Source organism: Rhodospirillaceae bacterium (assembly GCA_016712715.1).
In the GTDB taxonomy this organism is placed as follows: domain Bacteria; phylum Pseudomonadota; class Alphaproteobacteria; order Dongiales; family Dongiaceae; genus Dongia.
This window is the reverse complement of the sequence record JADJQM010000002.1, coordinates 844,753-870,661: the sequence shown is the minus strand read 5'-3', so window position 1 is coordinate 870,661 and position 25,909 is coordinate 844,753. Positions and strand designations below refer to the sequence as shown.

General features: G+C 62.2%; 26 protein-coding genes. 8 read left to right on the top strand and 18 right to left on the bottom strand.

The genetic code is table 11. The features are described from left to right. Positions 1 to 2: 2 nt before the first annotated feature. Positions 3 to 875: a LysR family transcriptional regulator gene (locus IPK59_14895; GenBank protein ID MBK8159992.1), complete on the bottom strand. Its 873-nt coding sequence runs from the start codon at positions 873 to 875 to the stop codon at positions 3 to 5. A gap of 81 nt (positions 876 to 956) precedes the next feature. Here IPK59_14895 and IPK59_14890 point away from each other — a divergent pair, with 81 nt between their 5' ends. Then, entirely contained in the window at positions 957 to 1,319 is a 363-nt protein-coding gene (locus IPK59_14890; protein MBK8159991.1) for a hypothetical protein, read from the top strand. A gap of 21 nt (positions 1,320 to 1,340) precedes the next feature. On the opposite strand, the gene IPK59_14885 is transcribed toward IPK59_14890, so the two are convergent. Both IPK59_14885 and IPK59_14880 read right to left on the bottom strand, forming a co-directional pair. Then, positions 1,341 to 2,363 carry a PstS family phosphate ABC transporter substrate-binding protein gene (locus tag IPK59_14885; protein MBK8159990.1) on the bottom strand — a complete coding sequence of 341 codons (1,023 nt, stop codon included), beginning with the start codon at positions 2,361 to 2,363 and terminating at the stop codon, positions 1,341 to 1,343. A 228-nt stretch (positions 2,364 to 2,591) separates the two neighbouring features. Further along, positions 2,592 to 3,920, bottom strand: coding sequence for a hypothetical protein (locus IPK59_14880; protein MBK8159989.1), 1,329 nt, complete (start codon positions 3,918 to 3,920; stop codon positions 2,592 to 2,594). A gap of 195 nt (positions 3,921 to 4,115) precedes the next feature. Here IPK59_14880 and IPK59_14875 point away from each other — a divergent pair, with 195 nt between their 5' ends. Next, positions 4,116 to 5,030: a hypothetical protein gene (locus tag IPK59_14875; protein MBK8159988.1), complete on the top strand. Its 915-nt coding sequence runs from the start codon at positions 4,116 to 4,118 to the stop codon at positions 5,028 to 5,030. 27 nt (positions 5,031 to 5,057) lie between these two features. Here the strand turns inward: IPK59_14875 and IPK59_14870 are convergent, their stop codons facing one another. The 3 genes from IPK59_14870 to ribA form a co-directional block, all read right to left on the bottom strand. Then, a complete protein-coding gene (locus tag IPK59_14870) occupies positions 5,058 to 5,894 on the bottom strand; it encodes a class I SAM-dependent methyltransferase (GenBank protein ID MBK8159987.1) in 837 nt (278 codons plus the stop codon). Between the two features lie 87 nt (positions 5,895 to 5,981). Further along, entirely contained in the window at positions 5,982 to 7,073 is a 1,092-nt protein-coding gene (locus IPK59_14865; GenBank protein ID MBK8159986.1) for a hypothetical protein, read from the bottom strand. Positions 7,074 to 7,161: 88 nt separating this feature from the next. Next, the gene (gene ribA / locus IPK59_14860; GenBank protein MBK8159985.1) at positions 7,162 to 8,343 is read right to left on the bottom strand and encodes a GTP cyclohydrolase II; all 1,182 of its coding nucleotides are present in this window, start codon (positions 8,341 to 8,343) and stop codon (positions 7,162 to 7,164) included. Positions 8,344 to 8,607: 264 nt separating this feature from the next. On the opposite strand from ribA, the gene IPK59_14855 reads away from it, so the two are divergent. Further along, on the top strand, positions 8,608 to 9,297 hold the full coding sequence (locus tag IPK59_14855) for a response regulator transcription factor (protein MBK8159984.1): 690 nt from the start codon (positions 8,608 to 8,610) through the stop codon (positions 9,295 to 9,297). Here IPK59_14855 and IPK59_14850 read toward each other — a convergent pair. After that, positions 9,279 to 10,472, bottom strand: a complete 1,194-nt coding sequence (locus tag IPK59_14850) for an MFS transporter (GenBank protein ID MBK8159983.1) — start codon at positions 10,470 to 10,472, stop codon at positions 9,279 to 9,281. The genes IPK59_14855 and IPK59_14850 overlap by 19 nt on opposite strands. Before the next feature lie 181 nt (positions 10,473 to 10,653). Here IPK59_14850 and IPK59_14845 point away from each other — a divergent pair, with 181 nt between their 5' ends. Continuing rightward, positions 10,654 to 11,487, top strand: coding sequence for an MBL fold metallo-hydrolase (locus tag IPK59_14845; GenBank protein MBK8159982.1), 834 nt, complete (start codon positions 10,654 to 10,656; stop codon positions 11,485 to 11,487). A gap of 9 nt (positions 11,488 to 11,496) precedes the next feature. Beyond that, positions 11,497 to 12,015, top strand: coding sequence for a L,D-transpeptidase family protein (locus IPK59_14840; GenBank protein ID MBK8159981.1), 519 nt, complete (start codon positions 11,497 to 11,499; stop codon positions 12,013 to 12,015). Between the two features lie 27 nt (positions 12,016 to 12,042). Here the strand turns inward: IPK59_14840 and IPK59_14835 are convergent, their stop codons facing one another. Continuing rightward, positions 12,043 to 14,016 (bottom strand): PAS domain-containing protein, encoded by a 1,974-nt coding sequence (locus IPK59_14835; protein MBK8159980.1) that lies wholly within the window; start codon positions 14,014 to 14,016, stop codon positions 12,043 to 12,045. A gap of 1,002 nt (positions 14,017 to 15,018) precedes the next feature. Here IPK59_14835 and IPK59_14830 point away from each other — a divergent pair. Then, positions 15,019 to 15,993 (top strand): diguanylate cyclase, encoded by a 975-nt coding sequence (locus tag IPK59_14830; GenBank protein ID MBK8159979.1) that lies wholly within the window; start codon positions 15,019 to 15,021, stop codon positions 15,991 to 15,993. On the opposite strand, the gene leuC is transcribed toward IPK59_14830, so the two are convergent. From leuC to ffh, 7 genes are all read right to left on the bottom strand, one after another. Next, positions 15,963 to 17,363 (bottom strand): 3-isopropylmalate dehydratase large subunit, encoded by a 1,401-nt coding sequence (gene leuC, locus IPK59_14825; GenBank protein MBK8159978.1) that lies wholly within the window; start codon positions 17,361 to 17,363, stop codon positions 15,963 to 15,965. The genes IPK59_14830 and leuC overlap by 31 nt on opposite strands. Before the next feature lie 164 nt (positions 17,364 to 17,527). After that, a complete protein-coding gene (gene rplS / locus IPK59_14820; protein MBK8159977.1) occupies positions 17,528 to 17,923 on the bottom strand; it encodes a 50S ribosomal protein L19 in 396 nt (131 codons plus the stop codon). Positions 17,924 to 17,977: 54 nt separating this feature from the next. Next, entirely contained in the window at positions 17,978 to 18,649 is a 672-nt protein-coding gene (gene trmD, locus IPK59_14815; GenBank protein ID MBK8159976.1) for a tRNA (guanosine(37)-N1)-methyltransferase TrmD, read from the bottom strand. Between the two features lie 65 nt (positions 18,650 to 18,714). After that, entirely contained in the window at positions 18,715 to 19,287 is a 573-nt protein-coding gene (gene rimM / locus IPK59_14810) for a ribosome maturation factor RimM (protein MBK8159975.1), read from the bottom strand. Positions 19,288 to 19,321: 34 nt separating this feature from the next. Then, positions 19,322 to 19,693: a 30S ribosomal protein S16 gene (gene rpsP / locus IPK59_14805; GenBank protein ID MBK8159974.1), complete on the bottom strand. Its 372-nt coding sequence runs from the start codon at positions 19,691 to 19,693 to the stop codon at positions 19,322 to 19,324. A 42-nt stretch (positions 19,694 to 19,735) separates the two neighbouring features. Further along, a complete protein-coding gene (locus tag IPK59_14800; protein MBK8159973.1) occupies positions 19,736 to 20,140 on the bottom strand; it encodes a VOC family protein in 405 nt (134 codons plus the stop codon). Next, positions 20,137 to 21,540: a signal recognition particle protein gene (gene ffh, locus IPK59_14795; protein MBK8159972.1), complete on the bottom strand. Its 1,404-nt coding sequence runs from the start codon at positions 21,538 to 21,540 to the stop codon at positions 20,137 to 20,139. The genes IPK59_14800 and ffh overlap by 4 nt, the downstream gene beginning before the upstream one ends. A 225-nt stretch (positions 21,541 to 21,765) precedes the next feature. On the opposite strand from ffh, the gene IPK59_14790 reads away from it, so the two are divergent. Next, positions 21,766 to 22,125, top strand: coding sequence for a type II toxin-antitoxin system PrlF family antitoxin (locus IPK59_14790; protein MBK8159971.1), 360 nt, complete (start codon positions 21,766 to 21,768; stop codon positions 22,123 to 22,125). Then, positions 22,122 to 22,625 carry a type II toxin-antitoxin system YhaV family toxin gene (locus IPK59_14785; GenBank protein MBK8159970.1) on the top strand — a complete coding sequence of 168 codons (504 nt, stop codon included), beginning with the start codon at positions 22,122 to 22,124 and terminating at the stop codon, positions 22,623 to 22,625. Before IPK59_14790 ends, IPK59_14785 begins: the two co-directional genes overlap by 4 nt. A gap of 197 nt (positions 22,626 to 22,822) precedes the next feature. Here the strand turns inward: IPK59_14785 and IPK59_14780 are convergent, their stop codons facing one another. The 3 genes from IPK59_14780 to IPK59_14770 form a co-directional block, all read right to left on the bottom strand. Then, entirely contained in the window at positions 22,823 to 23,785 is a 963-nt protein-coding gene (locus tag IPK59_14780) for a hypothetical protein (protein MBK8159969.1), read from the bottom strand. A gap of 62 nt (positions 23,786 to 23,847) precedes the next feature. Further along, positions 23,848 to 24,597, bottom strand: coding sequence for a sugar ABC transporter ATP-binding protein (locus tag IPK59_14775; protein ID MBK8159968.1), 750 nt, complete (start codon positions 24,595 to 24,597; stop codon positions 23,848 to 23,850). 14 nt (positions 24,598 to 24,611) lie between these two features. Further along, the gene (locus IPK59_14770; protein MBK8159967.1) at positions 24,612 to 25,847 is read right to left on the bottom strand and encodes a sugar ABC transporter permease; all 1,236 of its coding nucleotides are present in this window, start codon (positions 25,845 to 25,847) and stop codon (positions 24,612 to 24,614) included. Between the last annotated feature and the right edge of the window lie 62 nt (positions 25,848 to 25,909).

Genomic DNA, 25,909 nt, shown 5'->3' with positions numbered 1-25,909 from the left:
GTTCAGGTTTTTTTGAAGAGCTCCTCCAGCCAATCGATCACGGCAGCAATGCGCGCAAGCGGGCGCAGATCGCGGTGGGTGAGCAGCCAGAGTTCGCGCCCCGGCGGCGCCTCGCCCGGCAGCGTAATGCGCTTTATGCCGGCCGTTTGGTCGCCGATGATGCATGGTAACAAGGTGCGGCCCAACCCGGCCTGGACAGCGTGGATGAGTACGTCCCCATCGTTGACCGCCAGGGCTGCGAGCCCGCCTTGCCTGGTTGCGGCCTTCTCCATCCAACGCGCCTGGGGCAGATGAGCCATGCCCTCTTCATATGTGAGCCACGGCAGGTCGGCGCCTTTGCCCGGCCGTGAGATCGGCATGTAGGCAGCGTAGCTCAATGTCACGATGCGCCGCGCCAGGACCCGGGCACCCAGGGCAGCCTCCGGTCGCGCAAGGCGCAGGGCAATATCCGCTTCGCGGCGGGTGAGGTTGAAGCCGCGCGGATCAGCGATGAGGTCGACCCGCAGGCCGCGATGCTTGGCCAGCAAGGCGGGCAAAGCTGGAATGAGGAGCCGATTCGCAAAGGCCGGCACGGCAGTCAGCCGAACAGTGCCGATGGCGGGCATGTCGGCACCCTTGATTGCCGCGGTCAGGCTGCCGACCTCAGCCTCGATTATCTCGGCCTGGGAGATGGCGATACGGCCGGGGCCGGTCGGCTGCATCGTTCCATTTGCATCGCGCTCGAAAAGGCGAACCGCCAATTGCGCCTCGATGACCTTCAGTCTCCGCGCGACCGTCGTCCCGTTGACCCGCAACAGGCGCGCGGCAAGCGAAAACGAGCCGGTCCTGGCAAGTGCCAGCAGGTAACGAAGATCGTTCCAATCGAGAGGCTGCATTTTTGCAGTTCACTCCGGCTGCATTGCTCGTCGACCTGCAATTCTGCCGCACTATCATGACCCTGTCCAGCCAAGGAGGCCGTGATGATATTTGCCGTACTGTTTGAGGATGATTTTGCCCGCGCCGTGGAGATCCGCAGGCGCTTCATGCCAGAGCATCTATCTTTTCTCGAGAGGCATGGCAGCGCCATTCTGACGGCCGGTCCGCTGCGCGACGTTGCGGGCGAACCAATGGGCGGCCTATGGCTGGTCGATGCAGAGGATGCCGACAGCGTCTCGAAACTGATCGAGGCTGATCCCTTCTGGCCGGTGGGGTTGCGACGGTCTCATCGCATCCTCGAATGGCAGCGCGTGTTTCATCAGGGCCGAACTCTGGCACCCACTGCGCCAACGATAGAGACAAGAAACCCTCCCCCGTTGCCGGGGAAGGGTCTTGAGGCCTGAGGCTTTATCGAGAGCGATGACTTACATCATCGGGGTGAGGCTACCAGCCTTCTGCTGGACTTCCTTCAGCATCTCGGCCGGGAAGGGGATCATGCCCTTGTCGGCGAGATAGCCTTCTTCACCGGCAGCCTTGTCGCTGGTGAATTCGGCGACGAATTCGCGGATGCCCGGGACCTGGCCTTCATGCTGGTTCTTCACGTAGAAGTACAGCGTGCGGCTGATCTCGTACTTGCCACCGACGATGTTCTCGAAGGTCGGCTCGACGCCGTCCATGATGCTGCCCTGCAGCTTGTCTTCGTTCTGCTCCAGGAAGGAGTAGCCGAAAATGCCGAGCGCCTTCGGATTGGCTTCGAGCTTCTGGACGATGAGGTTGTCGTTCTCGCCGGCGTCGATATAGGCGCCGTCTTCGCGGATCGAGGCGCAGGCACCGGCCTTGGCCTTCTTGTCTTCGATGGCGTCGATTTCGGCGATGCCCTTGCAGCCCTTGTCCATGACGAGTTCGATGAACGCGTCGCGGGTGCCGGAAGTGGGCGGCGGGCCCAGGACTTCAATCTTCTCGGCGGGGAGCGCCGGGTTGACTTCATTCCAGGTCTTGTAGGGGTTGGCGGCGAGCGCGCCATTCACGGGAACTTCCTTGGCCAAGGCCAGCCAGACGTCCTTCACGGTGAGTTCCATGCGGCCGCTTGCCTTGGAATTGGAGAGCACGATGCCGTCATAGCCGATCGCCACTTCGGTGATCGAGGTGACGCCGTTCTTCTTGCAATCTTCGATTTCGCTGTCTTTGATCTTGCGGCTGGCATTGGCGATGTCCGGGCTGTCAACGCCGACGCCGGCGCAGAACAGTTTCAGACCGCCACCGGTGCCGGTCGATTCGACGATCGGGGTCTTGAACTTGCCGCTCTTGCCGAATTCCTCGGCGACCGCGGTCGAGAACGGATAGACAGTCGACGAACCGACGATGTGCAGCTGGTCGCGGGCCTCAGCGGCGCCAGCCGTCAGAATGACGATACCGGTCGCGGCGAGAGCAAGAGAAAATCGTTTCATGGCAGAAGCCTTTTTTGGGTGAAACCAAGCAGGGCCGTTATTAGGTCGCTTCCATGACAGCCGGTTTTCGTTTTTGTGACAGTTCGATGACGTCGCCGGCCTTTCTTCGGATTTCCGCTGAGCCAGCCGGGCTATCCAGGTCTGGCGCAATGAAAAATCCAGAGAAGTCGGCAGCCGTGACGCTTTCATGTCACGACGCGTTCTTGATCAATAGGAAAATACGCCGCGTCAGGATCCGTGTTGGGTCAGCGCGGCGGCAGGTTTTGGCGCATCATCCAATGGCAGGTAGACCATGAAGGTGCTGCCCTCACCCATGACCGACTGGATTTCGAGCTTGCCGCGATGGCGATTGACGATGTGCTTGACGATGGCAAGGCCCAGCCCCGTCCCGCCCATCTCCCGCGACCGTGCCGTGTCGACCCGGTAGAAGCGCTCGGTCAGCCGCGGCAGATGCTCACGCGCAATGCCCGGTCCCTGATCGCGGAAGCTCAAGGCAATCGCCGCGGGCACACCCTTTGGATGCGGCAGATGCAGCCGCAACAGCGCCGGATCGGTCAAAATCTCGGCGCCGATCGTCACCATTGACTGGTCACGGCTGTATTTGAGGGCATTGTCGACCAGGTTCTGCACCACCTGGGTCAATTCGTCGGCGTCGCCCGGCACGATTGGCAACATGGCGGGATCCGGCGTCCTGATGACGATGCCGCGCTGCTCCGCTTTCAGCGTGAGGCCGTCGACCACGGCGGCAAGCAAACGCTTGAGATCGGCCTCGCCTTCCGGCGGCTGGTGCTCGTTGAGCTCGATCCTTGAAAGCGACAGCAGGTCGGCCACGATCCGGCTCATGCGTTGCGCCTCGGTCAGCATGATGTCGAGGAAACGGGCGCGCGCCGCCTCGTCATTGCGGGCCGGACCTTTGAGCGTCTCCAGGAAGCCGATGAGGGTCGCCAGCGGCGTCTTCAGTTCGTGGCTGACATTCGCCACGAAATCGCTGCGCAGGGATTCGGCGCGGCGCAGGTTCGAGACGTCATGAAAGACGATGAGCGTGTGTCCGATATCGGCGCCGCCTGGATCGATCAAGGCCAGGTTCGCGACCAGGGAGTGACCGGCGATTTCCGGCAGTTCCATGGCCTCGGGCGATTCACCGTTCGCCAGCGCGTCCAGCGCTGTGAGCAGCCCGGGCTGGCGCAGCACCGCAAGCAGGCTCCGCGATTCGATTTCAGCACCAAGCAGGGATCGGGCGGCCATGTTGGCGATGCGGATCTGGCGTTGCGCGTCCAGCACCAGGACCGGCTCCGGCAGGGCATCGAGAACAGCTCTGATGCCGTCCAAGACGTCCGGCACATGGCCCGCGGTCCCCGCCGATAGTGGCCCTGACACAGCGACATCCGGCTGGGGTGATTGGTGCCGCAGCACGATGAAGGCCAGGGCTGAAAGGGCTGTCGCCAGCAACACGACCAGGAGCGGCCAATCGTTCCGACCGGTAAACCCGACCACCGCCGTCATGAACACGACGACAATGGCCAGATCACGAAAAAGTATGGCAAAGCCCTTCCGCACGGTACCTATCTCACCCCATAATGGGAACGAAGGCTGGCTGCAGTAGTTAAGATAAAATGCCTGCAACCGGCGACGATCCGGTCAACTCCAACACCCAAGCGCCGCGCTCCCAATGTCACGCCGCCCTGCCAGTGTCGCAGCAGAGGGCGAATCGGACCAAGGTAAAGAAACTTTCCGAAGAGAGGAAACCCTGTCATGGATAATTCACGCCGCAAATCAGGCTCGATCAAGGCCCTTGCCGTGCTGGTCGGTGCCGGCATCGCCTTCGGCAGCGTCTTTGCGCCCACCATCCCGGCCCTGGCCGAAAACGCCGTGCCCACCTACCAGCCCTGGACCGGCACCCAGCAAGGGAAGGCCACGCAGAAGCTGCTGACCGACCTCAAGGCCAAGGTCGCCCAGGCCGAAAAGGACCAGGCAGCGTCGCCGGACTTTCTGGACGACCTCAAGAAGCTGATCGCGGATTACGAAGCTGCCACCATGGTGTCTCAGGCGCAGCCCTTCCTCGACAATTTCAGCGACAACGAATTCGCAACCAACCCGACCTGGAAAGTCACCGCCGGTACATGGCAGGTTGACAAATCAGGCAGCAATCGCGGCTTGGTCAGCAAGATCCGCCAGCAAGCCAATCTCAACTCGCTGCTCGGGAATCTTCTCAACCCGCAGGGCACGGCGCAGCAGGCCAACCCGCAATATGCGGCGATCTACACCAAGGCAAAGTTGCCGGGCAATTTCACCGCCAGCACCAAGTTCACCTCGAAGGATCGCTATGGCGGCCTGCAGCTCAGCCTCTATCAGGGTGCCTCGGCGCAGAACCAGTACCGCGTCTCCTATCAGCCCGGCAATTCCCAGGCGCTGCTGTTGCAGCGCGTGGCGGCGAGCGGCGCCACCTTGCTTGGCAGCTATAACGGCGCCATCAATCTGGAAGACGGCAATGCTCATGAGCTGACATTCAGCCGCGATTCCACCGGCAAGATGACGGTGCTGCTCGACGGCCAGACCGTCATCGCCGCCAGCGACAAGAGCCTGACAGGCGATTTCGACGGCATCCTGCTCACCAATGTCGGCGGCAGCTATTGGATCCGCGAAGTGGCCGTGAAGCCGCTGCCCTAGCAGCGTCGCCCTCTCAGCGTCGCCCTCTCAGGCTTTCTCGAGCCAGAGAGACGTCGCCAGGTTCTGATGACATGGCAGCGTCGCCACCAGCGACGCTGCCAGTTCTTTTTGCATCCGCGTCTGTACAAAGCGGCTGGCAAAGAGCGGGCGATAGGCACCGCCCGTGAGCAACGGCAACACCGCCGACTGCTCGTTGTAACTCCGCCAGTGCCAATCACGCGGATAGTCGTCCGGCAGGAAGATGTCATGAATATGCACCAGCACGCCCTTTGGCAGGCGCGGCAGGACGCTGTTGAGCAATTGATCGACGTCGGTGCCGGGCATCAGGATATGGCTGGAATCGATGAACAGGATGTCGCCTGCCGCGAGGTTGGCGAAGATGCCGGAATCTGCCTCTTCCAGCACACAGCGGCGCAAATCGACCGGCAATTGGCTGCAATCGGCGCGTGGTGCCGGGTCGATGGCGATATGGCGCGTCGACAGGGTGCCATCGGCGATCGCCCGTGCTGCAAAGCGCGTCGAATGACCCGAGCCGATCTCCAGCAACAACCGCGGCGCACGCGCGCGGATGATCGCATAGAGCAGGGCGGCATCGAGCGTGCCAAACCAATCCTGATTCCAGCGCGGTGCCGGCGCCGGTGCCATCGCCTCGATCCGCGCAAGGTCATCGCGATAGCGATCGAGCTGTGCCAGTGATGCGATGAAATCGGCGGCCGACCGCCTGAAGAGTTCGCCGGCTACCTCATAACCTGCGGGCGGGCGCACCCGATGCGCATAGCGATAGGGAATGAAGAAGCCGCGCGCCCGCGCGCCTAGCAATGTGGGCAGGCCGAGAGCCAGTTTGCGCCAGGAACCGATCGGCATGCCAGAAACCTATGATGCGAATCACCGCGGCGACCATGGCCTTTCGGCTACCATCAGGCAAGAGCCGGGCTTGAAGATGCAGGTGTTTCAGTCGCGGCCAATACCGGCGGAATCGCGCGTCCAGGCCGACTCGGTGTTCGCTGGCGACATGCTGGCATCCGCAACCTGAATCGGCGCGCTGCCGGACTGCGCCAATTCCGCGCCATCGGCATAGCCCGGGCTCAAGCGCAGATCGGCTTCTTCCGGCGTCCGATTGTCGATGCCGAGGATCTTCGCCGCCATGTCGGTGCCGGCGTCGTGGCCCGTCTGGCTCCGGATGACGGTATCAACCACAGCGCCCGCCAGAGACAAGGGACCGAAAGGCGCTGCCCCAATGAACGCCGAGAGGCCATAGGCCTGGTCGCCCGTCACGGCACGATAGATCTGTGCCACGACCGGGATATGCTGGAGCGGGTTGATGATGTCGACAAAATCATCCCAGCCGAATTCGCCGTCAGGCCCCAGGAACAGTTCACGCGCGCCGGGCGTCTCATTCATTCGCCAGCTTTTGCCCTGGGCGGCAAGAGCGCGCTGTTCATCGCGGTCCGGATAGGTATCGAGCAGCACCATGCGGCTATCCGTCACCGCGGAATCTGCCGTCGTTGTGTCTGGAGTGGTCTCCACTTCTTCGGCCGGAGCCTGTACCGGGACGCCGTCGGCCAGGTCGAGCGGCACGCCAACGTCTTCGGTCCCGACGGCATTGCCCGTCGTGAGCTCGGCGATCTGGGGCGCCTCGGCAGGGACGGCCGGGGGCGCGTCCGGCGGGGTTATGCCGGTCAGCGCGGCAAATTGTGCCAAGCTCAGCGTCGGGATGCCGTCGCCCGATGGTGCCGTGGGCGTCGAAATCGGCCCGATCTGGGGGCCGCTCGCGACGTCGGCGTTGGCCTGCGCGGCGGGTGGTGGCGGGGCGCTTGCGACCGATGGTATCCCGGCCAGGCGTCGATAGTCGGCCAGCGTCAATCCGGTCGGGGCGGCAGGCGCCTTGCCTTGATTCTGCAGTCGATATTGGGCTTGGAGCTGCTCCTGGAAGGCGGTCTGGTCGATGGCGCCAGGTCGCAGGATTCCGCCACTGACCGCGCCGTTCTGGCTATAGGTCGGTATCGTTGAAGGGGTCGCTGTGATGTTCGGGTATTCGGCCACCGGCAATTTCCCTGCACCCATCCCAGGCACCGACCCGGGATCCGTCAGGGTTAACCAAGCAATGGTCGTGCCAGTCCGTCGATCGGCTTCAGAACATATGGCCGAAGCGCATCGCCTTGGTGGTGAGATAGCGTTCGTTATGGTCGTTCGACGGGAACACATGCGGAACGCGTTCGGTGACATTGATGCCGCATTGCGCGAGGCCCGTCACCTTGTCGGGGTTATTGGTGAGGAGGCGCACCGCCCCCACCCCCATCTGCCGCAGCATTTCAGCCGCCGGCTGGTAGAGCCGTTCATCGGCGCCGAAACCCAGTTGCAGGTTGGCATCCAGCGTATCCGCCCCGGCATCCTGGAGGCGATAGGCGCGGAGCTTGTTGACGAGGCCAATGCCGCGGCCTTCCTGGGCAAGATAGAGGAGAATGCCGTTGCCGCCGCCATCAGGTGCCGAATTGGCGATCGCCGAGATGGCGCCGCGCAGCTGTTCGCCGCAATCGCAGCGCAGCGACCCCAGAAGGTCACCGGTGAAGCATTCCGAATGCAGCCGCGTCAGCACGGGCTTGGTGGTATCCAGCTTGCCGATGACGATGGCGAGGTGCTCCTTGCCGCCGTCATGGGGGCGGAAGGCGATGATCTCCGCCTCTTCGGCACCCTCCAGCGGCACGCGCGCCGAACTGACCCGGCGCAGATTGGCGGCGGCATTGCGGCGCCAATGGGCAAGATCCCGTGCTTCCAGCCGGAAGGCCGCGTCGACCCAATGATCGAGACCGGCACGCGGCACCAGCACCAGAATGGCCGCCGGCAGCAGGCGCGCCGCCTTGGCGAGCTCAATCGATCCCTGGCAGAAGGCCGGCGAAATATCGCTGACCAAGGTCACGCCGAGGGCCTGGGCATCGAAGGCCGGCACGGTCGGGTCGGCCAGTTGCCGGACCGCCTCGGCGGCGAGGTTGCCGGCCACCGCCAGCAGGCGGTAATCCTGGTCGGGGATGTTGGCCGGCAAAGGACCCAGCCCCCGTTTCTGCAGCGCCTGGGCGCGTTCGGCCGTCAGGACCAGGCGAACTTCGCCCTTCTTGCCGGCAGCGCTCGCCGTCAGCAGGGCCGCCAGGGCGGGCTGCTCGACCGTCTCGGCCGCCAGCACCAGAGCCGCCTTCTCCCCTTCCAGCAAGGCGACAACGCCGCCGCGGCGCAGTTCGGCCACGGCGCGTTCAACTTGGGCAAGGCAGGTTGCCGTCCAGACACTTGGGTCGAGGGCGGCCGGATCGATCGGCGTCATGGCAATCCCGGGTCGCGATACTGGCTTGGGTGGCTGGGCGCGGCCGCAGGAAAGAACCCGCGCGGCCGTGATAGCTTCTTGCGCATATGGGGATTATTTATTGATCCGGTCAAGCCCACCCCAGGGCCGGAAGGCCCTGCCGCGGCATCCTGTCCCCGCCGCTAAACCCGCGAGATTACGTAATATTCTCGTGAATCCCTTGTCAGTCGCCAGGGGCGATGTTATCTCAACCAGAGAATTAGGGGAGTTGCCTCACTCATGAGCTTGACCCACCAGCGCCGCATTCTGCTCGTCGACGATGACGAGGCCCTGCGCAAGACCCTGGCCGAACAATTGGCCGTCGACGGCGAATTCACCTGCGTCGAAGCCGGCACGGCAGCAGAAGCCTTGACGGTCGCGCAGCGCGAAAAGCCCGATGCGATCCTGCTCGATGTCGGGCTGCCCGATGGCGATGGTCGCCAGGTATGCCAGTCGCTGCGCAAGGCCGGCATCAGCGTGCCCATCATCATGGTGACCGCATCGTCCGGCGAGGCGGATACCATCCGCGGCCTCGATATGGGCGCCAATGACTACATCTCCAAACCCTTTCGCCTGGGTGAATTGCTGGCGCGCCTCCGCGCCCATCTGCGCCAGCATGAGCATAGCGAGGACGCGCTGATCCCGATCGGTCCCTATGTCTTCAAGCCCAATGTGAAGATGCTGGTCGACGAGAAGGCCAACAAGAAGATCCGCCTTACCGAGAAAGAGACCGCGATCCTGAAATATCTCTACCGCGCCGAGCAGCGCGCGGTCGGTCGCGAAACATTGCTGGGCGAGGTCTGGGGCTACAATGCCGGCGTCACCACGCACACGCTGGAGACCCATGTCTATCGCCTGCGCCAGAAGATCGAGAAGGATCCGGCCAAGGCGCAGATCCTGATCACCGATGCCGGCGGCTACAAGCTGGTTCCCTGAGCGCGCTGCCTGAGGTGATCGCGCAGCCTGAGGCGTGGCGCAAGGAACAGGGCCAGCACTGCCGCCAGCGTCGTGATGCCTGCCACGACGAAGGCAGCGCCTGCCCAGCCAAGGGTGCCCTGGAACAGCCAGGCCATCAGGATCGGCCCCAGGAACACGCCGGAATTGCGCCCGGTCATCGGCACGCCATAAGCCTTGGGACCCGCCTGCCCGAGATGATGCGGCAGATGGAAAAAGCAGGCGGGTGCCACGCCGGCGCCGATCCCGAAGGCGATCAGCATCAGAATGCCTGGAATGCCGTCAAGCCAAGGTGCCGACAACCAGACGACCGCTTGCAGCAGCAATGCCGCCACCAGCGCCGGCAGCAGTTTCAGGCCTCGTGCCAGTAGCCAACCGGTGGCGATGTTGAACAGCATCACGACCACCACCGGCAGCAGATAGGCCGTGATCGCCAGCCTGGCGCTGAGATGCAGCTCGCCGGTGAGATATTTGGTGAGCCATGTCATGAAGGCAAAGAACTGCAGCGACCACAGCAGGAAGATGCCGGCGCCGATCACAAGGCCAAGATCGGTCTTGATAGTGCGGGCGGCAGCCGTGGGACGCTTGATCGGTCCCAGCCAGCGACGCTGGAACAGAGCCAGCCCGAGCAACGGCACCATGAGGGCAAGATTGATCAGCCACAAGGCACGCCAATCGGCGCCCGCCAGGGCGAGCAGGCCAGCCAGCAATTGTCCGATGGGGATCCACGCGGCAATGAAACCGGTAACCAGGCCAAGGTCGCGGCGCGAAGCCGCCGAGTTCGCGATCACCGGACCGATGAGGGCGAAGATGGCGAAGGTGAAACCCTCGAGTCCGCGCGCCACCAGCATCAGCAACCCGGATTGCGGCGCGACAAGGCCAAGCGCGATGCCAAGGCCGGCCACACCGAGTCCGACCAGGAGTGCCCACATCAGGGCATGCCGCTCCAGGAGGCGCCCGATCGGCGCCGAGGCAAGCAGACCGACCGCGGCAAAGACCGACATGAAACCGGCAGCGACATCGGCGCTGTGCGGATAGTCGTTCAGAAAGGCCGGCAGGACCGGGGGCAGTTTGAACTGCAGAAAGGCTCCGAAGGCACTGATCCCGACCCCGAGCAGGACCACCGGCCAAAAGGTCTGCTCTCTGTTAACGTTCAATAACCATACTCCGGTATCGGGCTCTAAACGGCCATAAACTGAACTTTGGCAAAAGCTTACCGCCTCACTTTGCAATCGCCGCAAACAATGCCATCATTCGGGCGCGCCGGGTAGCAGGGTGAAACCGGCCTTAAGGGATGGCGGTCTAATAGACGGGGACGCCGAAAAAGGATTGAGTGTTTTGTCGCAATCGGGTGGTTTCTCCGTTCGCTTTTGGGGAGTACGTGGCTCCCTTTCCTGTTCCGGTCCAGAATATGTGCGCTACGGTGGCAATACCTCCTGCCTCGAAGTGCGCGCTGGCCCCCACGTTCTTGTGTTCGACGCCGGCACCGGTATTCGCCAGTTGGGACGCGAGCTCGCCGCCCAAGGCCCGGTCGATGCGGATCTCTTTTTCACGCATACTCATATCGATCATGTCGTCGGCCTGCCCTTCTTTGCGCCCCTTTATGTCCCGGGCAGCCAGATCCGCATCTGGGCTGGTCATCTGAAGCCGGACCGCACGTTGAAGGAATCGCTCGCCGGGCTGATGGCCGAGCCGTTCTTCCCGGTGCCCCTCGAGATCTTTTCCGCCCAGCCCGTGTACCATGATTTCATCGCCGGGGAGACGCTGGAACCCTATCCGGGCCTCAAGGTCCAGACCTGCCCGCTCAACCATCCCAACGGCGCCACCGGCTATCGGGTCGACTGGGAAGGCAAGTCGATCTGCTACGTCACCGATTGCGAGCATGACCCAAAGGCGCTCGATCCGGTGATTCTGACCTTGATCGAAGGTGCCGATATCGTCGTCTATGACAGCACCTATACCGACGAAGAATACACGCGCTTCAAAGGCTGGGGCCATTCGACCTGGCAGGAAGCCGTGCGCCTCGCCGAGTCAGCACATGTCAAGACGCTGGTGCTGTTCCACCACGATCCCAGCCATGACGACACCTTCATGGACAAGGTGGCGGCGGAAGCCGCGAAGCTGCGGCCCGGCACCATCGTCGCGCAGGAAGGCCTTGTCCTGACACCTTAAGGGGCAGCAATGGACCTTATCGTCACCGCCGATTCACCGGATGCGAAGCAGGGCTGGGCGACGTTGGGCACTCGACGCTTTCGCTGCGCGCTTGGCCGCGGTGGCATCATCGCCGATAAGCGCGAAGGCGATGGCGGCACGCCAGTCGGCGCGTTTCCCTTGCGCCGCCTGCTGGTGCGCACGGACAAAGGCGCGATACCCAAGTCGCAACTGCCGATCACCGTCATCGACGAAGACGACGGCTGGTGCGATGCGCCGGGTGACATCGCCTATAACCGCGCCGTGGCTCTCCCCTATGCCGCGAGCCATGAGCGACTGTGGCGCGACGATCATCTTTATGACCTGGTGCTGGTCATCGGCCATAATGACGATCCGGTGGTCAGGGGCATGGGCAGCGCCGTTTTCATCCATCTCGCCCATGACGATTACCGCCCGACCGAAGGCTGCATCGCGTTCAAGCGCGCGGATCTCGAGACGATCCTGGGCCAGATCGGCCCCACCGACCGGGTGGCGGTCAGGCAGCCCTGACAATCACCCGCCCATTGTGGCAATGGCCTAGGCGACTTTTCCAGTCTGCCCGACCCCGTCGGCCCGCGCCAGGAAGCCCGCCAATGCCTGTTGCTCGGCTGGCGCAAGATCGAACTGGCCGCGCAGCATGGTGCCTTTTTGCTCCATCACCACCAAGCGCAGCTTGAGTCCACCGACGCCCAGCTTGATGGTGATCGCCGGTGCCGCCTTCTTGTCCGAGGGCCACACCAGACGCGCACCGCCCAGCGAGATGTCCACCAGCTGGGTGTCCCAACGCTCCTCTCCATTCGTCACCTCAATTCCGATCGGCAGGTTGAAGCGTGGCGATTTGCGCCGGTTGACGGCGGCATCAACATGGCGGACGACGCGCACGACCGTCGAGCGCAGATCCTGGATGCTGCTGTCGACATCGTTGGCGAGGGTGTGGACCGAGGCTGCCTGCGTGCCCGTGACTTCCGCTTGCCCGGCAACGAGGGTGATGCGCTCGGCCACTTCCTTGGCGGCATCGGCCGCCTGGCCGACGCTGCGCGCGATTTCACTGGTGGCCGATGATTGCTCCTCGACCGCCGCCGCGATGCTGCTGGCAAAGGAATCGACTTCGCGGATTTTGTCGACGATCGCCGTCACCGAGGCCACCGATACGTTGGTGGCGGTCCGGATCTCCGTGACGGTCTTTTCAATTTCCGCCGTGCTGTTGGCCGTCTGCGCGGCGAGATTTTTGACTTCGTTGGCAACCACGGCGAAGCCCTTGCCGGCATCACCGGCACGGGCCGCTTCGATGGTGGCATTGAGCGCCAGCAGATTGGTTTGCGCGGCCACGTCGCGGATGACGCCGGTGATGGCTGATATCCGGTCGACCACGTCCGCCAGGTTCTGGATGTCGTCCTTGGTCGATTGCGACGACATCATCGTCGCGCGACTGACCGTCACGGTTTGGTCGAGTTGGCCGGCAATCTCTTGGATCGATGCAGCCAGTTCCTCGGTTGCGGAGCTGACTGTCTGCGTGGTTGTCAGCATCTGCGTCGCAGCGGCCGACACTGCCTGAGAATTTTCGCTGACGTTCTTGGCGGCGGCGGCCATCTGGCGTGCGTTGGCCGACATGTTCTGGGTAAAGCCGGCCACATTGCTGACTGCTTGCGTGGTCTGCGTTTCGACCGCGTCGGCCATTTCCTGAAGATCGCGGCTACGCTTGGCAATAGCGGTTTGGTCGAGTTGCGCCTTCTCCTCCGCTGCGAAACTGAGTTGCGCCTTCATCGCCCGGACCACATTGCTGATGCCCCGGTACTCGACCATCGGATCGTCCGGTACCGGTTTGCCGAACTCGCCACGGGCGATGGCCGTCAACTGCTGCTCGAGCCTAGCGATTGGTCCTTTGAGGCTTCGATAGAGGAAGAGGCACATCAAGAAGGCGCCGGCAAAACCGGAAGCCGCCACCACCCACAATGCCTGCAATGCGCTGACGGCATCTGCCAAACCGCCGAGACCAAGCCAGATGGTGGCGCCAAGGCAAACGAGCAGGAAGCTCAGCGTGCCGGCGAAGCGTGCGGCGATGCTCTGCCTGATCTGGGCAAGCCGCGCCATGAATCCGTTGCGCTGGATGCGCCCGCCGGCGAGCTCCACTCCACCTTGGCGCCCGGTGCGGATCGCTTCGTAGATCTGCGCCGCCGCTGCCACCTCGTCACGGCCTGGTTTGCTGCGCACAGAGATGAAGCCGGTCACGGCACCATTTTCAACGACCGGCGTGACGTTGGCCCGGACCCAATAATACTCGCCCGCCTTGGTCCGGTTCTTCACCGGCGCCTCCCAGGCATGGCCAGATTTGATTGTCGCCCAAAGATCGGCGAAGGCTGCCGGCGGCATGTGCGGGTGGCGCACGATGTTGTGCGGCTGACCCATCAGTTCCTCTTCGGAAAAGCCGCTGATGTCGAGGAAGGCCTGGTTGACGAAAGTAATCCGCCCGGCGGAATCGGTTCTCGTGACGAGCACCGCGCCATCGGGCATCAGTATTTCCTTATCAAAAATAGGGTTATTAAGGCGCATGATGGGCTCCATCCCTGGTCAGAACTATCGGATGGAATACCTATCAAAAGTTAATGTAACATGAAGGAAGGTGTATAATGGTGTGCGTATTAAAAGCGTCATAATCAAATACTGACATTAGTCCCATAGCAGAAAAGACTGGATGAGATTGTCTTCTCACTCAGCCTATGCTTGGCACATCGCGATGCTTGGCTCTTCAGGTCAGTTTTCGCACGTCGGCCAGTTGGCCGGTGATGGCAGCAGCCGTCGCCATGGCGGGGCTGACCAGACCGGTGCGGCCACCGCGGCCCTGACGGCCTTGCGGGCGATGCTGTCGCGTTCGTGCTGGCGCCGGTTGACCGAGGCATCGACATGTCGCGCGGCGCGCACCAAAGCTGAGAGCAGATCGCGGATCGAGCTGTCGACATCATCGGCCAGAGCTTTGGCATTGGCAGCCTGGCCGCCGGTTTTTCCGTCTGTTCGGCCATGAGATAGATTCGTTCGGCAAGGTCCTCGGCGGCTTCGGCCGCCTGACCGACATTGCGCGCGATCTCGGCTGTCGCCGCCGATAGCTCCTGGACAGTGGCTTCCGCCGCAACGTGGATCTCTTCGGCGATCTTTTCGATCTCGTAGGTGCTGTTGGTGGATTGAGTTCGATCCCATTCGCCAGCACCCAATATGCGCGATTGACGTGAAGGTATTCCTTCTACAGCGCGGTAGCGGTTGGCTCATAGGCAGATCGCTTCAAACTGAGGATCGTGAACCCAGGTTAGGCTGGGCCACCTATCTGCAGAGGACTGGAAGCTCCTGACATCATAGTGCGCTGGATTCGAGGAAACTGGTCCGGTTGCTGCAAGCATCTCGGCAATTGATAGGTCGTAAGGCACATCAAGGAAACGCTGGAAAACCGCGCTTGTACAAAGGGTATCAATACTCGAAGATTGCACCGCTCCACATCGAATGTCAGTCCCTGAGACCATCGCGATGCAGTTGCCAGTTGCTCTTCATACCGCAGTGTATCATTCGCTCGACGAACAAATCGCGGTGATCGACAGCGCGGGGACAATTCTTGACTTCAATCTCGCCTGGCAGAACTTTGGCACCGAAAACGGGATGCCGGAATCGTACGATTGTCGTGGCAAGAACTATCTCGACACGCTGGCCTGCTCGACTTCTGCAGGAGATAGCTTCACGGACGAGGCGATGCACGGCATCGCGGATGTACTCGCACGGAGGCGTGATTCCTTCTACTGCGAGTATCCTTGCCATAGCCCGCGCGAGAAACGTTGGTTCACAATGCGCGTTAGCGCGCTGCATGGCTTGGGACAAGGGGCGCTGTTTGTGATCTCGCATCACAACATCACCCAGCGCAAATTGGCCGAGGAGCTGGTGGAAGAGCTGGCCATGCGGGACCCGCTTACCGAGCTGAGCAACCGGCGGGCCTACAAGCTATTCCTCGACCGGGAAATTCGCCGCAATGTGCGCGCGGGAAGAGCGATTGGCCTGGCACTCGTTGATGTCGACAATTTCAAGAGCTTCAATGATCTATACGGCCATGCCGCAGGCGATCAGCTGCTCAACGCCATCGGGCAGATTCTGCTGGCCCATGCGCGCCGACCGGGCGATCTAGCCGTACGCTTCGGCGGCGATGAGTTTGCCCTTATTCTGGACCTCGGCGACAGCGGACTCAAAGTGGTGCATGGGATCGGAGAGTCGATCCTCAGTGCGGCCCGAGATATCAGGATCTGTCCCGAGCAGTCGACCCAGGTCAGTGTCAGCATCGGCTTCTTGTCCGTCGGTCCCCAGGAACACCACACGGAGAGCAGCTTGTTCAAGGAAGTCGACAAGGCATTGTACTGCGCGAAATCCGCGGGACGGAATCAAGCCGTCTATGTTGACCTCAACATAGACGGACATACCCGTTCCGATCAGGCAAAATCTCGCACATCGGTCAAGTGACCCGATATCGCCGCGGCGGCGGCCATGGCGGGACTGACCAGATGCGTGCGGCCACCGCGGCCCTGGCGGCCTTCGAAATTGCGGTTGGAGGTCGAGGCACAGCGTTCGCCAGGGGCGAGCTTGTCGGGGTTCATGGCAAGGCACATGGAGCAGCCCGGCTCACGCCAGTCGAAGCCGGCTTCGATGAATATCTTGTCGAGGCCTTCGGCTTCCGCCTGCGCCTTCACGAGACCTGAACCGGGGACCACCATGGCATTGACATGGGATGCCACCTTGCGGCCCGCGGCGAGCTTCGCCACTTCCCGGAGATCCTCGATACGACCATTGGTGCAGGAGCCGATGAAGACGCGGTCGATCTTCACCTCCGTCAGCGGCGTGCCGGCGGTAAGGCCCATATAGTCGAGCGCCCGCTGCATGGCGCGGCGCTTGTCCTCGTCGGCGACATCGGCCGGGTTCGGCACCTTGGCCGTGATGGGCAGCACGTCTTCCGGGCTGGTGCCCCAGGTGACCTGCGGGATGATGTCTTCGGCCTTGAGCTCGATCTCGACGTCGTATTTGGCACCCGGGTCGGAAGGCAGCGTCTTCCAGAAGGCCAGCGCCTGTTCGAAGGCCGCACCCTTGGGGGCCATCGGGCGGCCCTTGAGATATTCGAAAGTGGTCTCGTCCGGCGCGATGAGGCCGGCGCGGGCGCCGGCTTCGATCGTCATGTTGCAGACGGTCATGCGGCCTTCCATGGACAGGCCGCGAATGACGGAGCCGGCGAATTCGACGACATAGCCCGTGCCGCCCGCAGTGCCGATCTTGCCGATGATGGCGAGCACCACGTCCTTCGCGGTCACACCCGGCAGCAAGCTGCCTTCGACCGAGATGCGCATGTTCTTGGCCGGACGCTGAATGAGCGTCTGCGTCGCCAGCACATGTTCGACTTCCGAAGTGCCGATACCGAAGGCGAGCGCACCGAAGGCGCCATGGGTCGAGGTGTGCGAATCGCCGCACACGATCGTCATGCCCGGCTGGGTGAAGCCCTGTTCCGGTCCGATGATGTGCACGATGCCCTGGCGGATATCGTCCATCGAGAAATAGGGCACGCCGAAATCGCGGGTGTTCTGTTCGAGGGTTTCGACCTGGATTCGGCTTTCGGCCTCGACGATCCCCTTGGAGCGGTCCGAGGTCGGCACGTTGTGGTCGGCCACGGCGAGGGTCGCCTGCGGTCGGTGCACCTTGCGGCCGGTCATGCGCAGGCCTTCGAAGGCCTGCGGAGAGGTCACTTCATGCACGAGATGGCGATCCACATAGATGAGGCAGGTGCCGTCATCCTGGCGATGCACCAGATGGTTTTCCCAGATCTTGTCGAACAGCGTCTTCGCCATTTTACGTCCTTGGGGCCCGCCAGCATCTAGCCTGCATCAGGGCCGGTATTGCCGAAATCCTTCTCTCATCCTGCGGCCATCCCGCTTGGGACGACCGCAGTGAGAAAGGACGGGGTAGATACTTGGTCCCAGCTGCCGGCGATTGCCACCGGCAGGTGGGGCGATTACTCGCCGGCCGTATCCGTGGTCTTCTCGGCCTGGACCTGCGCGCGCTCGGTGATGCGCGCGGCCTTGCCGCGGAGGCCGCGGAGGTAATAGAGCTTCGCGCGGCGCACGTCACCGTGACGCACGACCTCGATGCTCACCAGACGCGGCGAGAAAAGCGGGAAGACGCGCTCCACGCCTTCGCCATAGGAAATCTTGCGCAGCGTGAAGGACGAGTTCACGCCGGCATTCTTGCGGCCGATGCAAACGCCCTCGAAAGCCTGAACGCGCTCGCGCTCGCCTTCGACAACCTTCACGTTCACCTTCACCGAATCGCCTGGGCGGAAATCCGGCACCTTGCTGGCGTTCTGCAGCTTGGAGAGCTGCGAGGCTTCGAAGTCATGCAACATGGTCATGGTCTTGGTCCTTTCTTCTTTCAACGGTCGACCGGCTTGCACCAGTCGTTTCTGTCAACGGTCCCCTTGGGTCCCGCGTTTCCTGTAGGCGTCCCACAAATCGGGCCGCCGTGATCTGGTCGTCTCCTCGGCCTGTGCTTGCCGCCAGGCCTTGATCTTCTCGTGATGCCCGGACATCAGAATCTCGGGCACCGCTCGCTCATTCCATACCGCCGGCCTGGTGTAGTGCGGATACTCCAACAGGCCGTTCTCGAAACTCTCTTCGTCCAGCGTCGCCTCGGCACCCATCACGCCGGGCAGCAGCCGTACACACGCATCGATCAAGGCCAGGGCAGCCGGCTCGCCACCCGAGAGCACAAAATCGCCGAGGCTCACCTCGATCAATCCGCGCGCCTCGATCACCCGTTCGTCCAACCCTTCGTAGCGGCCGCAGAGCACAACCGCCCCCGGTCCCGCCGCCAGCTCTTCCACCAACCCCTGCGTCAGCAACCTGCCGCGCGGTGTCAGATAGATCGCCGGTTTCAACCCATCCGCGGTCGCCGCTGCCAAAGCCGCATCGATCACGTCGGGCCGCATTACCATCCCGGCACCGCCGCCGAAGGGGGTATCGTCGACGGTCCGATGCTTGTCGCGCGCAAAGTCGCGGATCTGCATCGTCTCCAATCGCCAGATGCCCTTCTCCAAGGCCTTGCCGGCAAGACTCTGGCCCAACGGGCCCGGAAACATTTCCGGGAACAGGGTCAGAATGCGCGCCGTCCAGCTTTTGGAGACGTCGGTCACCTCCACATCCGTCAGTTCGCAGCCGAGCGAACTGCTGGTTCATCACTTTCCGGCTCGCCTTCCGGACGGTCGAAGAAACCGTCCGGCAGATCTAGGCCGACGCGACCACCGGCCACATCGACCACCGGCACCAGAGCGCGGGTGAAGGCCACATCGAAGGCACCCTTAGGGCCGCCCTCGATACTCAGCACATCGCCAGCGCCGTAATTCTCGACCGACACGACGCGGCCCAAGGCCGCATTATGCTGGTCGACAACCGCAAGACCGATCAGATCCGCCAGATAGAATTCCTCGTCGCCGGCAATCTGTGGCAGGCGATCGCGCGCCACATAAAGCTCGACGCCCTTGAGCGCCTCGGCTGCATTGCGATCACCAACACCAGTGATGCGGGCGATGAGGGTATCCTTCCCACCAGGACCTTTTCCCGGGGTGGCCTTGCCGACCAAAGTGACATCGAAACTCCGGCCCTTGGCATCCGCCAGGGCGCCATAGGCCGCGATGGCAGCGGGCGTGCCGGCGAAGGACTTCACCTTCACCTCGCCCTTGATGCCATGCGCACCGATGATCGCGCCCATCAGAACCATTGCCGGTTTCTCACCCACTTAAGGCCTGCTCAGCTCAGGCTTCGGCGGCCGGGGCTTCAGCGGCCTTGGCGGCGGCTTCGGCATTCGCCTTGGCGCGCTCGACGGCCTTCGCCTTCGGCTTGTCCTGCTTGGTCTGGTCATGGCGCTTCGGCGCGTCCATGAGACCGAGCTTCGCGAAGAAATGCTGCACGCGCTCGGTCGGCAGGGCACCCTTCGACAGCCAATGCTTGGCGCGCTCGACTTCGATCAGCACGCGGTTCGGGTCTTCCTTGGTCAGCATCGGGTTGTACGAGCCGATACGTTCCACGAAGCGGCCATCGCGGGCGAAGCGGCTCTCGGCCACAACGATGCGATAGAACGGACGCTTCTTGGCGCCACCACGGGCAAGACGGATTTTCAAAGACATGAGGGTAGTTCTCCTTTCAGATTCAAACTGCGTATTCGATCGTTATTCCGGAAGATGGCAGCACGCTTCGATCTTGTTCCCGTCGGGATCAAAGGCGAAGGCGCCGTAGTAATTCGGGTGATAGTGGGCGCGGATGCCGGGCGCGCCATTGTCCTTGGCGCCGCCGCGAATGGCCGCGAGATAGAAGGCATCGACTTCAAGGCGCGACTTGGCCTGGAAGGCGAAGTGATTGCCGCCGGCACGGTTGGCCGCGGCGTCGACCTTGTCGGGCACGCCGATCCAGAAGCGCGCCTGGCTGCCGGCCTCGCCATAGCCATGGGCCACCATGCCCTGACCCGGGATCTCAACATCATGGACGCGCACATAAGAGAGCGCCAGGAACACGACGTCGTAGAAAGCGCGCGCCTTCTTGAGGTCTGAAACACCAATGGAGACGTGATCGATCATCGCATCCCTCCAAAACCACCACCGCCGCCACCAAGTCCACCGGCGCCACCCTTCATGAGGGCGGCCATGCCGTGGCGCATCAGGCCCTTCTGGCCCATCTTCGAGACCTGCTTCATCATGCGCGACATTTCCTGATGCTGCTTCAGGAGCTTGTTCACGTCCTGCACCTGGACGCCGGCGCCCTTGGCGATGCGGGTCTTGCGCGACGCCTTGATGATGTCGGGGACACGGCGTTCCTTGGGCGTCATCGCCGAGATGATGGCAAGCGACCGCTTCACCACCTTGTCGTCGACCTTGCCTTCGAGCTGCTTCTGCATTTTGCCGATGCCGGGCAGCATGCCCATGATGCCGCCAAGCCCGCCCATCTTCTGCAGCTGCTTCATCTGCTGGGCGAGATCGTTCAAGTCGAACTGGCCCTTCTGCATCTTGAGGGCGAGTTTTTCGGCTTCGGCCTGTTCCGTGGCCTCCATCGCCTTTTCGACGAGCGAGACGATGTCGCCCATACCGAGGATGCGGCCGGCGACGCGGTCGGCGTGGAAATCTTCAAGCTGGTCGAGCTTTTCGCCGGTGCCCAGCAATTTGATCGGCTTGCCGGTGATGGCGCGCATCGAGAGCGCCGCACCACCGCGCGCATCGCCGTCGATGCGGGTCAGCATGATGCCGGTAATGCCGACCTTGTCCTGGAAATGCTTTGCCGTGTTGACCGCGTCCTGGCCGGTCATCGCATCGGCGACCAGCAGGCTTTCATGGGGCTTCACGGCATCGCGGATCGCGACGATCTCGGCCATCAATTCTTCGTCGATCGCGAGGCGGCCCGCGGTATCGAGCATGACGATGTCATAGCCCTCGAGGCGGCCGGTGTTCATGGCGCGCTTGGCGATGGCGACCGGCGGCTCACCCGGGACGATGGGGAGCGTCTTGACGCCGGTCTGTTCGCCAAGGATGGCAAGCTGCTGCTGGGCTGCTGGACGGCGCGTGTCGAGCGACGCCATCAGCACCTTCTTGCCCTGTTTTTCGGCAAAGCGGCGCGCAATCTTGGCGGTCGAGGTGGTCTTGCCGGAACCCTGCAGGCCCAGCATCAGGATGGGCACGGGTGACGGGTGGTTGAGGTCGAGCCCGGCGCCTTCACCCTCGGCGGGTTTCAGCACATTCACCAGCTCGTCATGGACGATCTTGATGACCATCTGGCCGGGGCTGACGGATTTGACGACCTTTTCGCCCACCGCTTCGACGCGGACCCGGGTGATGAAATCCTTCACCACCGGCAGAGCGACGTCGGCCTCGAGCAGCGCCACGCGTACTTCGCGCAGCGCCTCGTCGACGTCAGCCTCGGACAACTGACCGCGCTTGGTCAGTTTCTCGAGTACCCCGCCTAACCGTTCACTCAGCTTCTCGAACATGCGTGTTCCGTCAAATTTCCAAATCCGGTCAATGCCTTGAATGTCGGGCCGATGGCCCAAAACGCATTCACGCCCGTGTGCGACACTCGCAGACGGGCGGGGCCCCTCGGGGCCAAAGGCTCTGCCAAATTCGGTAAAGCGGCCGGAAACTAGGCGTTTTGGGGGGGAGAGTCAATGTTTGCGGGAGGTGCTTGACCAGGTAATGCGAACGCATTACATATAGTAATGCATGTGCATTGCTGCAGGAGAAGCGCCGTGGCTATCATCGAAAATGTGGGAACGCTCACCGAACGTTACCAGACGACGATCCCAGCCAGCGTTCGCCGTGCCCTCCACCTGATGAAGCACGACAAGATCGTCTTCAAGGTAATTGATGAGAACACGGTGATCCTCGAACGGCAGAGTAACCCTGAGGAAGACCCCGCGCTGGGACGGTTCCTCGATTTCCTGGCAAGCGATATCGCGGCCGGCACGGCCTCAATCCGGCCGGTGACGCATGAGTTGGTAGACCGCATCGGCGCCCTGACCAACGGGACGGCTATCGATCTCGACCAACCCTTGCCATCGGATGATGAAGACGCGTGAGCGACCAGCGACCTCTTACCATCCAAGGATGGACCATCCTTGCCCACAGCCTCTTCCTGGATCAGCTGGAAGCGCTGATTGCCGAGGTCGAACGCGCGCGCGCAAAGGACCCCGCCGGATATCGCCAGAATAACGTCACCAAACGCCTAGCCGCCATTGCCAAGCTCGCCTTCGAGGTCATCCCGCAGGACCCCGAACGGGACGAGTATCGCCATGGCGATACACTGGGGCCGGAGCACAAGCACTGGCTGCGCGCCAAATTCTTCCAGCAGTACCGGCTATTCTTCCGCTACCGCAAAACCGAAAGGATCATCCTCTATGCCTGGGTCAACGACACGGCGACCCTACGTGCCTATGGAGCCAAGACCGACGCCTATGCCGTGTTCAAGAAGATGCTGGCGCGGGACCAGCCGCCGGATGATTGGGCGGCGCTAAAGGCCGAGAGCGAAGCGGCGAGAACCCGAATGCAATCATTGTCCGCGCAGATCGAGCTCGACTAGACACCCGGCTGCTCCGGCCAAATCATGCACGATCTCTGCGCCGCGCGTGATGATGATTGGAGGCCCTGAGGTCCCGCTGAGTTTTGACCAAGTGAAGCCCTTGCACGCGAACGCAGTTGATGCGCGACCGGCCGGATTCTTGGCGGCGATGGAATGGGCATCGCCGTGTTCATCCATGAGCTCTAGCGGCTCCGCCCTTAATCGCTCCCTGACTGCAGGCCGATTCTTTGCTTTTCTCCGGTACTTCTATCATTGAAGATCCGAAGGAAACGATTCGGCTTTTGCTTGCACCAATTGGCGAGACTGCGACCGTGCCAGATGTCGTTCCGTTCCAGCACTCGACCTGTCTCTATCTCAATTCTGTCAACGCGACGTTCTATCTGCGATGCAATTGCGGCAGCGATTTCTTCCGCCATGTCGCGCCGACTTCCAGATTGCGTCGGGCATTGCATGCTTAGGAAAATCGTGTGGCAAGCTGCAATTTCCTCATCCGGGAACTCGTCGTTCGGATTGGCGGCGGTGATCCTGTGTATTCGAATATTCAGGATTACAGCAAACGCATCCTTGAATTCTGATATCGATACATTCGGTTCTGTGATGAGCCGCCCTATCGCGACGTCTTCGCCTTCGAAGCCAAGCTGTAGAAATGAAGCGCCGTCGGGAACCGTTTCGGACTGGCGGTAGCGCCTCTTGGAACCTTCCAAATATGGTTCAAGGATCGCCACTCGACTGAAGTGCGCGCCTAAATAATGAACTAAATCGACGATGTCTTCTTGATGAGCAAGAAGAGAGCGATCCCAAAATGTCGTCGCGCCGGATAGATCCTCAATAGGGTCTTTATCGACTGCGGCATCGAAGCGCTCTTTGGTCAGCTTTGAAATTCCAGGGGCGCTCAGGCCGAGAATCTCGCAAGCTTGTTCGATCAATATCACACCGTGCAATGGCGGGCCAATCCGCGTCGAGAGCAATTCCTTCATTGGATCGCCCGGGGACGCGCCGATATCTCCTTGATCGATTGATATGTACCCACCCCGATAATGCACAAAGATTGGTCGGCCATCTTCTGTCACACCATCGAATTGTGACGGGTAGCTCCCGCCACCATTCAGGCTGCGAAGTCGCAAGTTGAGGGCCGAAATGCGCGGCGGAGTAAACCACATGATACCGGTGCCATCTATTATAGCAGACCTGCATCTTGCCCTCTGGTGCATATAAAATCTAGCTAAGCAGCGGCAGCTCCCGGCTGTTTCCCGAGGATGATCATGCCGAGCACGTCGTCCTTGGTCACATCCTGCGTCCGAACGGTGCCGACCAGTTTGCCGTTCTTCATCACCGACAGGCGATCGGAGAGATCGAACACGTCGTGGAGGTCGTGGCTGATGAGGAAGATGCCGATGCCTTCGCGCTTCAGCTGCTGGATGAGTTCGGCCACCATCTTGGTTTCCTGAACGCCGAGGGCCGCCGTCGGTTCGTCCATGATGAGAATGCGCGCATCGAAATGCACGGCGCGGGCAATCGCCACCGACTGGCGCTGGCCGCCGGACAAGGCCGAGACCGGCGCGTGGTATTTCTTGAAATTGGGATTGAGGCGGCCGATGACTTGCCTCGCCGCCGCTTCCATCGCTGGTTCATCGAGGAGGCCCATGCTGGTCATCTCGCGGCCCAGGAACAGATTGGCGCAGGCGTCGAGATTGTCGGCCAAGGCGAGGTTCTGGTAGATCGTCTCGATCCGATGGTCGCGCGCGTCGCGTGAGCTCTTGATGTCAGCCACCGCGCCGTCGATCAGGATCTCGCCCTTGTCGGCCTGATAGGCGCCGGACAGGATCTTGATGAGGGTCGATTTGCCGGCACCGTTATGGCCGAGCAATCCCACGACTTCGCCCGGATAAAGATCGATCGAGACATCGTCGACGGCGCGGACACCGCCGAAGCTGATCGAGATGTTGCGCATTTCAACAAGGGGTGTCGCCATCTTCTCTCTCCCCCTCAACCCGGCCGGCGCTGCTGATAGAGCCGGTCGATATAGACAGCCAGCACCAGCACCAGCCCGGTGACGATGTTCTGCAGACTGGCGTCATAGCCCAGCAAGGACATGCCACTCTGCAGGGATTGAATGACGACGGCGCCGAGGATGGCGCCCGATATCGTGCCGGCGCCGCCCGCCAAGGTGCAGCCGCCGATGACTGCTGCCGCGATAACGCGCAGCTCATCCAGCTGGCCGATCGAGTTGCCGGCCGATTGCAGGCGCGCCGAGGCCACGATCGCGGAGACACCGACCAAGGCGCCCATGAGGACGAACACCCACACGGTCATGCGCTTCACGTTGATGCCGGCCCGTTCGGCGGCTTCCAGATTGCCGCCCATGGCGAAGACATAGCGGCCGAAGCGCGTCTTGTTCAGGAGCAGCGAGACGCTGATCGCGAGCGCCACCAGGATGAGCACGGGAATGGGAATGCCCATGAAGATATGGATGCCGCCTTCGGGAATGTCCCAGCCCTTCATCTCGGCCAGTTTCTGCGCCGCGACCGCCGGCATTTCATAGGCGTTCATGACGGCGGCAAAGCCCAAGGGCAGCGCGCATTGCGCGACCACCACGGCGATTTCCGCCCAGGCCGGCCGCACCGGAAAACCGAAGGAGATGTGCCGGCGACGGCGGCGATGGGCGGCGAAGGCGATGACGATGGCAGCGAGGATGGCGCAGATCCAGCTCGCCGTCGAGCCGATCGTGCCGTAGACGCCGCCACCCAGCAGCGTGAAATTCTCATCGAGCGGCGCCACGGTCTGGCCCTGCGTCACCCACCAGGCACAGCCGCGCCAGATGAGCAGGCCGCCCAGGGTGACGACGAAGGAGGGCACGCCGAGATAGCCGATCATCAAGCCGTTGAGACCGCCGAGGGCTGCACCAATGGTGATGCCGCACACCACGGCGATGACCATGATCATCGGATGACCGCCGCCGAGGATCTGCGGCAGCCAGAAAGTCTGCACCACGCCGACGATCATGGCGGTGACGCCCAGCATCGAGCCCACCGAGAGATCGATCTGGCGGATGATGATGATCAGCACCATGCCGATCGCCATGATGGCGACGGAGGCCGTCTGCAGCGACAGGTTATAGAGATTGCGCGGCGTGATGAAGCGGCCGTCGGAGAGGAGGTGGAAGCCGATCCAGATTCCCACGAGACACAGGATCATGCCGAGCAGGCGCTCGTCGATTTCCAGCCGCGCGAAAATGCCCCTGACAGTGCTCATGGCCAACGCTTCTTCGGATTCGGATGTGATCA

What these genes read in the sequence shown, in the direction of transcription:
- IPK59_14895 (MBK8159992.1), bottom strand. Translation starts at nt 875, where the DNA reads ATGCAGCCTCTCGATTGGAACGATCTTCGTTACCTGCTGGCACTTGCC.
- IPK59_14885 (MBK8159990.1), bottom strand. Translation starts at nt 2,363, where the DNA reads ATGAAACGATTTTCTCTTGCTCTCGCCGCGACCGGTATCGTCATTCTG.
- IPK59_14875 (MBK8159988.1), top strand. Translation starts at nt 4,116, where the DNA reads ATGGATAATTCACGCCGCAAATCAGGCTCGATCAAGGCCCTTGCCGTG.
- IPK59_14870 (MBK8159987.1), bottom strand. Translation starts at nt 5,894, where the DNA reads ATGCCGATCGGTTCCTGGCGCAAACTGGCTCTCGGCCTGCCCACATTG.
- ribA (MBK8159985.1), bottom strand. Translation starts at nt 8,343, where the DNA reads ATGACGCCGATCGATCCGGCCGCCCTCGACCCAAGTGTCTGGACGGCA.
- IPK59_14840 (MBK8159981.1), top strand. Translation starts at nt 11,497, where the DNA reads ATGGACCTTATCGTCACCGCCGATTCACCGGATGCGAAGCAGGGCTGG.
- IPK59_14835 (MBK8159980.1), bottom strand. Translation starts at nt 14,016, where the DNA reads ATGCCCGATGGCGCGGTGCTCGTCACGAGAACCGATTCCGCCGGGCGG.
- IPK59_14830 (MBK8159979.1), top strand. Translation starts at nt 15,019, where the DNA reads ATGCAGTTGCCAGTTGCTCTTCATACCGCAGTGTATCATTCGCTCGAC.
- leuC (MBK8159978.1), bottom strand. Translation starts at nt 17,363, where the DNA reads ATGGCGAAGACGCTGTTCGACAAGATCTGGGAAAACCATCTGGTGCAT.
- rplS (MBK8159977.1), bottom strand. Translation starts at nt 17,923, where the DNA reads ATGACCATGTTGCATGACTTCGAAGCCTCGCAGCTCTCCAAGCTGCAG.
- trmD (MBK8159976.1), bottom strand. Translation starts at nt 18,649, where the DNA reads ATGTTTCCGGGCCCGTTGGGCCAGAGTCTTGCCGGCAAGGCCTTGGAG.
- rimM (MBK8159975.1), bottom strand. Translation starts at nt 19,287, where the DNA reads ATGGTTCTGATGGGCGCGATCATCGGTGCGCATGGCATCAAGGGCGAG.
- rpsP (MBK8159974.1), bottom strand. Translation starts at nt 19,693, where the DNA reads ATGTCTTTGAAAATCCGTCTTGCCCGTGGTGGCGCCAAGAAGCGTCCG.
- IPK59_14800 (MBK8159973.1), bottom strand. Translation starts at nt 20,140, where the DNA reads ATGATCGATCACGTCTCCATTGGTGTTTCAGACCTCAAGAAGGCGCGC.
- ffh (MBK8159972.1), bottom strand. Translation starts at nt 21,540, where the DNA reads ATGTTCGAGAAGCTGAGTGAACGGTTAGGCGGGGTACTCGAGAAACTG.
- IPK59_14790 (MBK8159971.1), top strand. Translation starts at nt 21,766, where the DNA reads ATGCATGTGCATTGCTGCAGGAGAAGCGCCGTGGCTATCATCGAAAAT.
- IPK59_14780 (MBK8159969.1), bottom strand. Translation starts at nt 23,785, where the DNA reads ATGTGGTTTACTCCGCCGCGCATTTCGGCCCTCAACTTGCGACTTCGC.
- IPK59_14775 (MBK8159968.1), bottom strand. Translation starts at nt 24,597, where the DNA reads ATGGCGACACCCCTTGTTGAAATGCGCAACATCTCGATCAGCTTCGGC.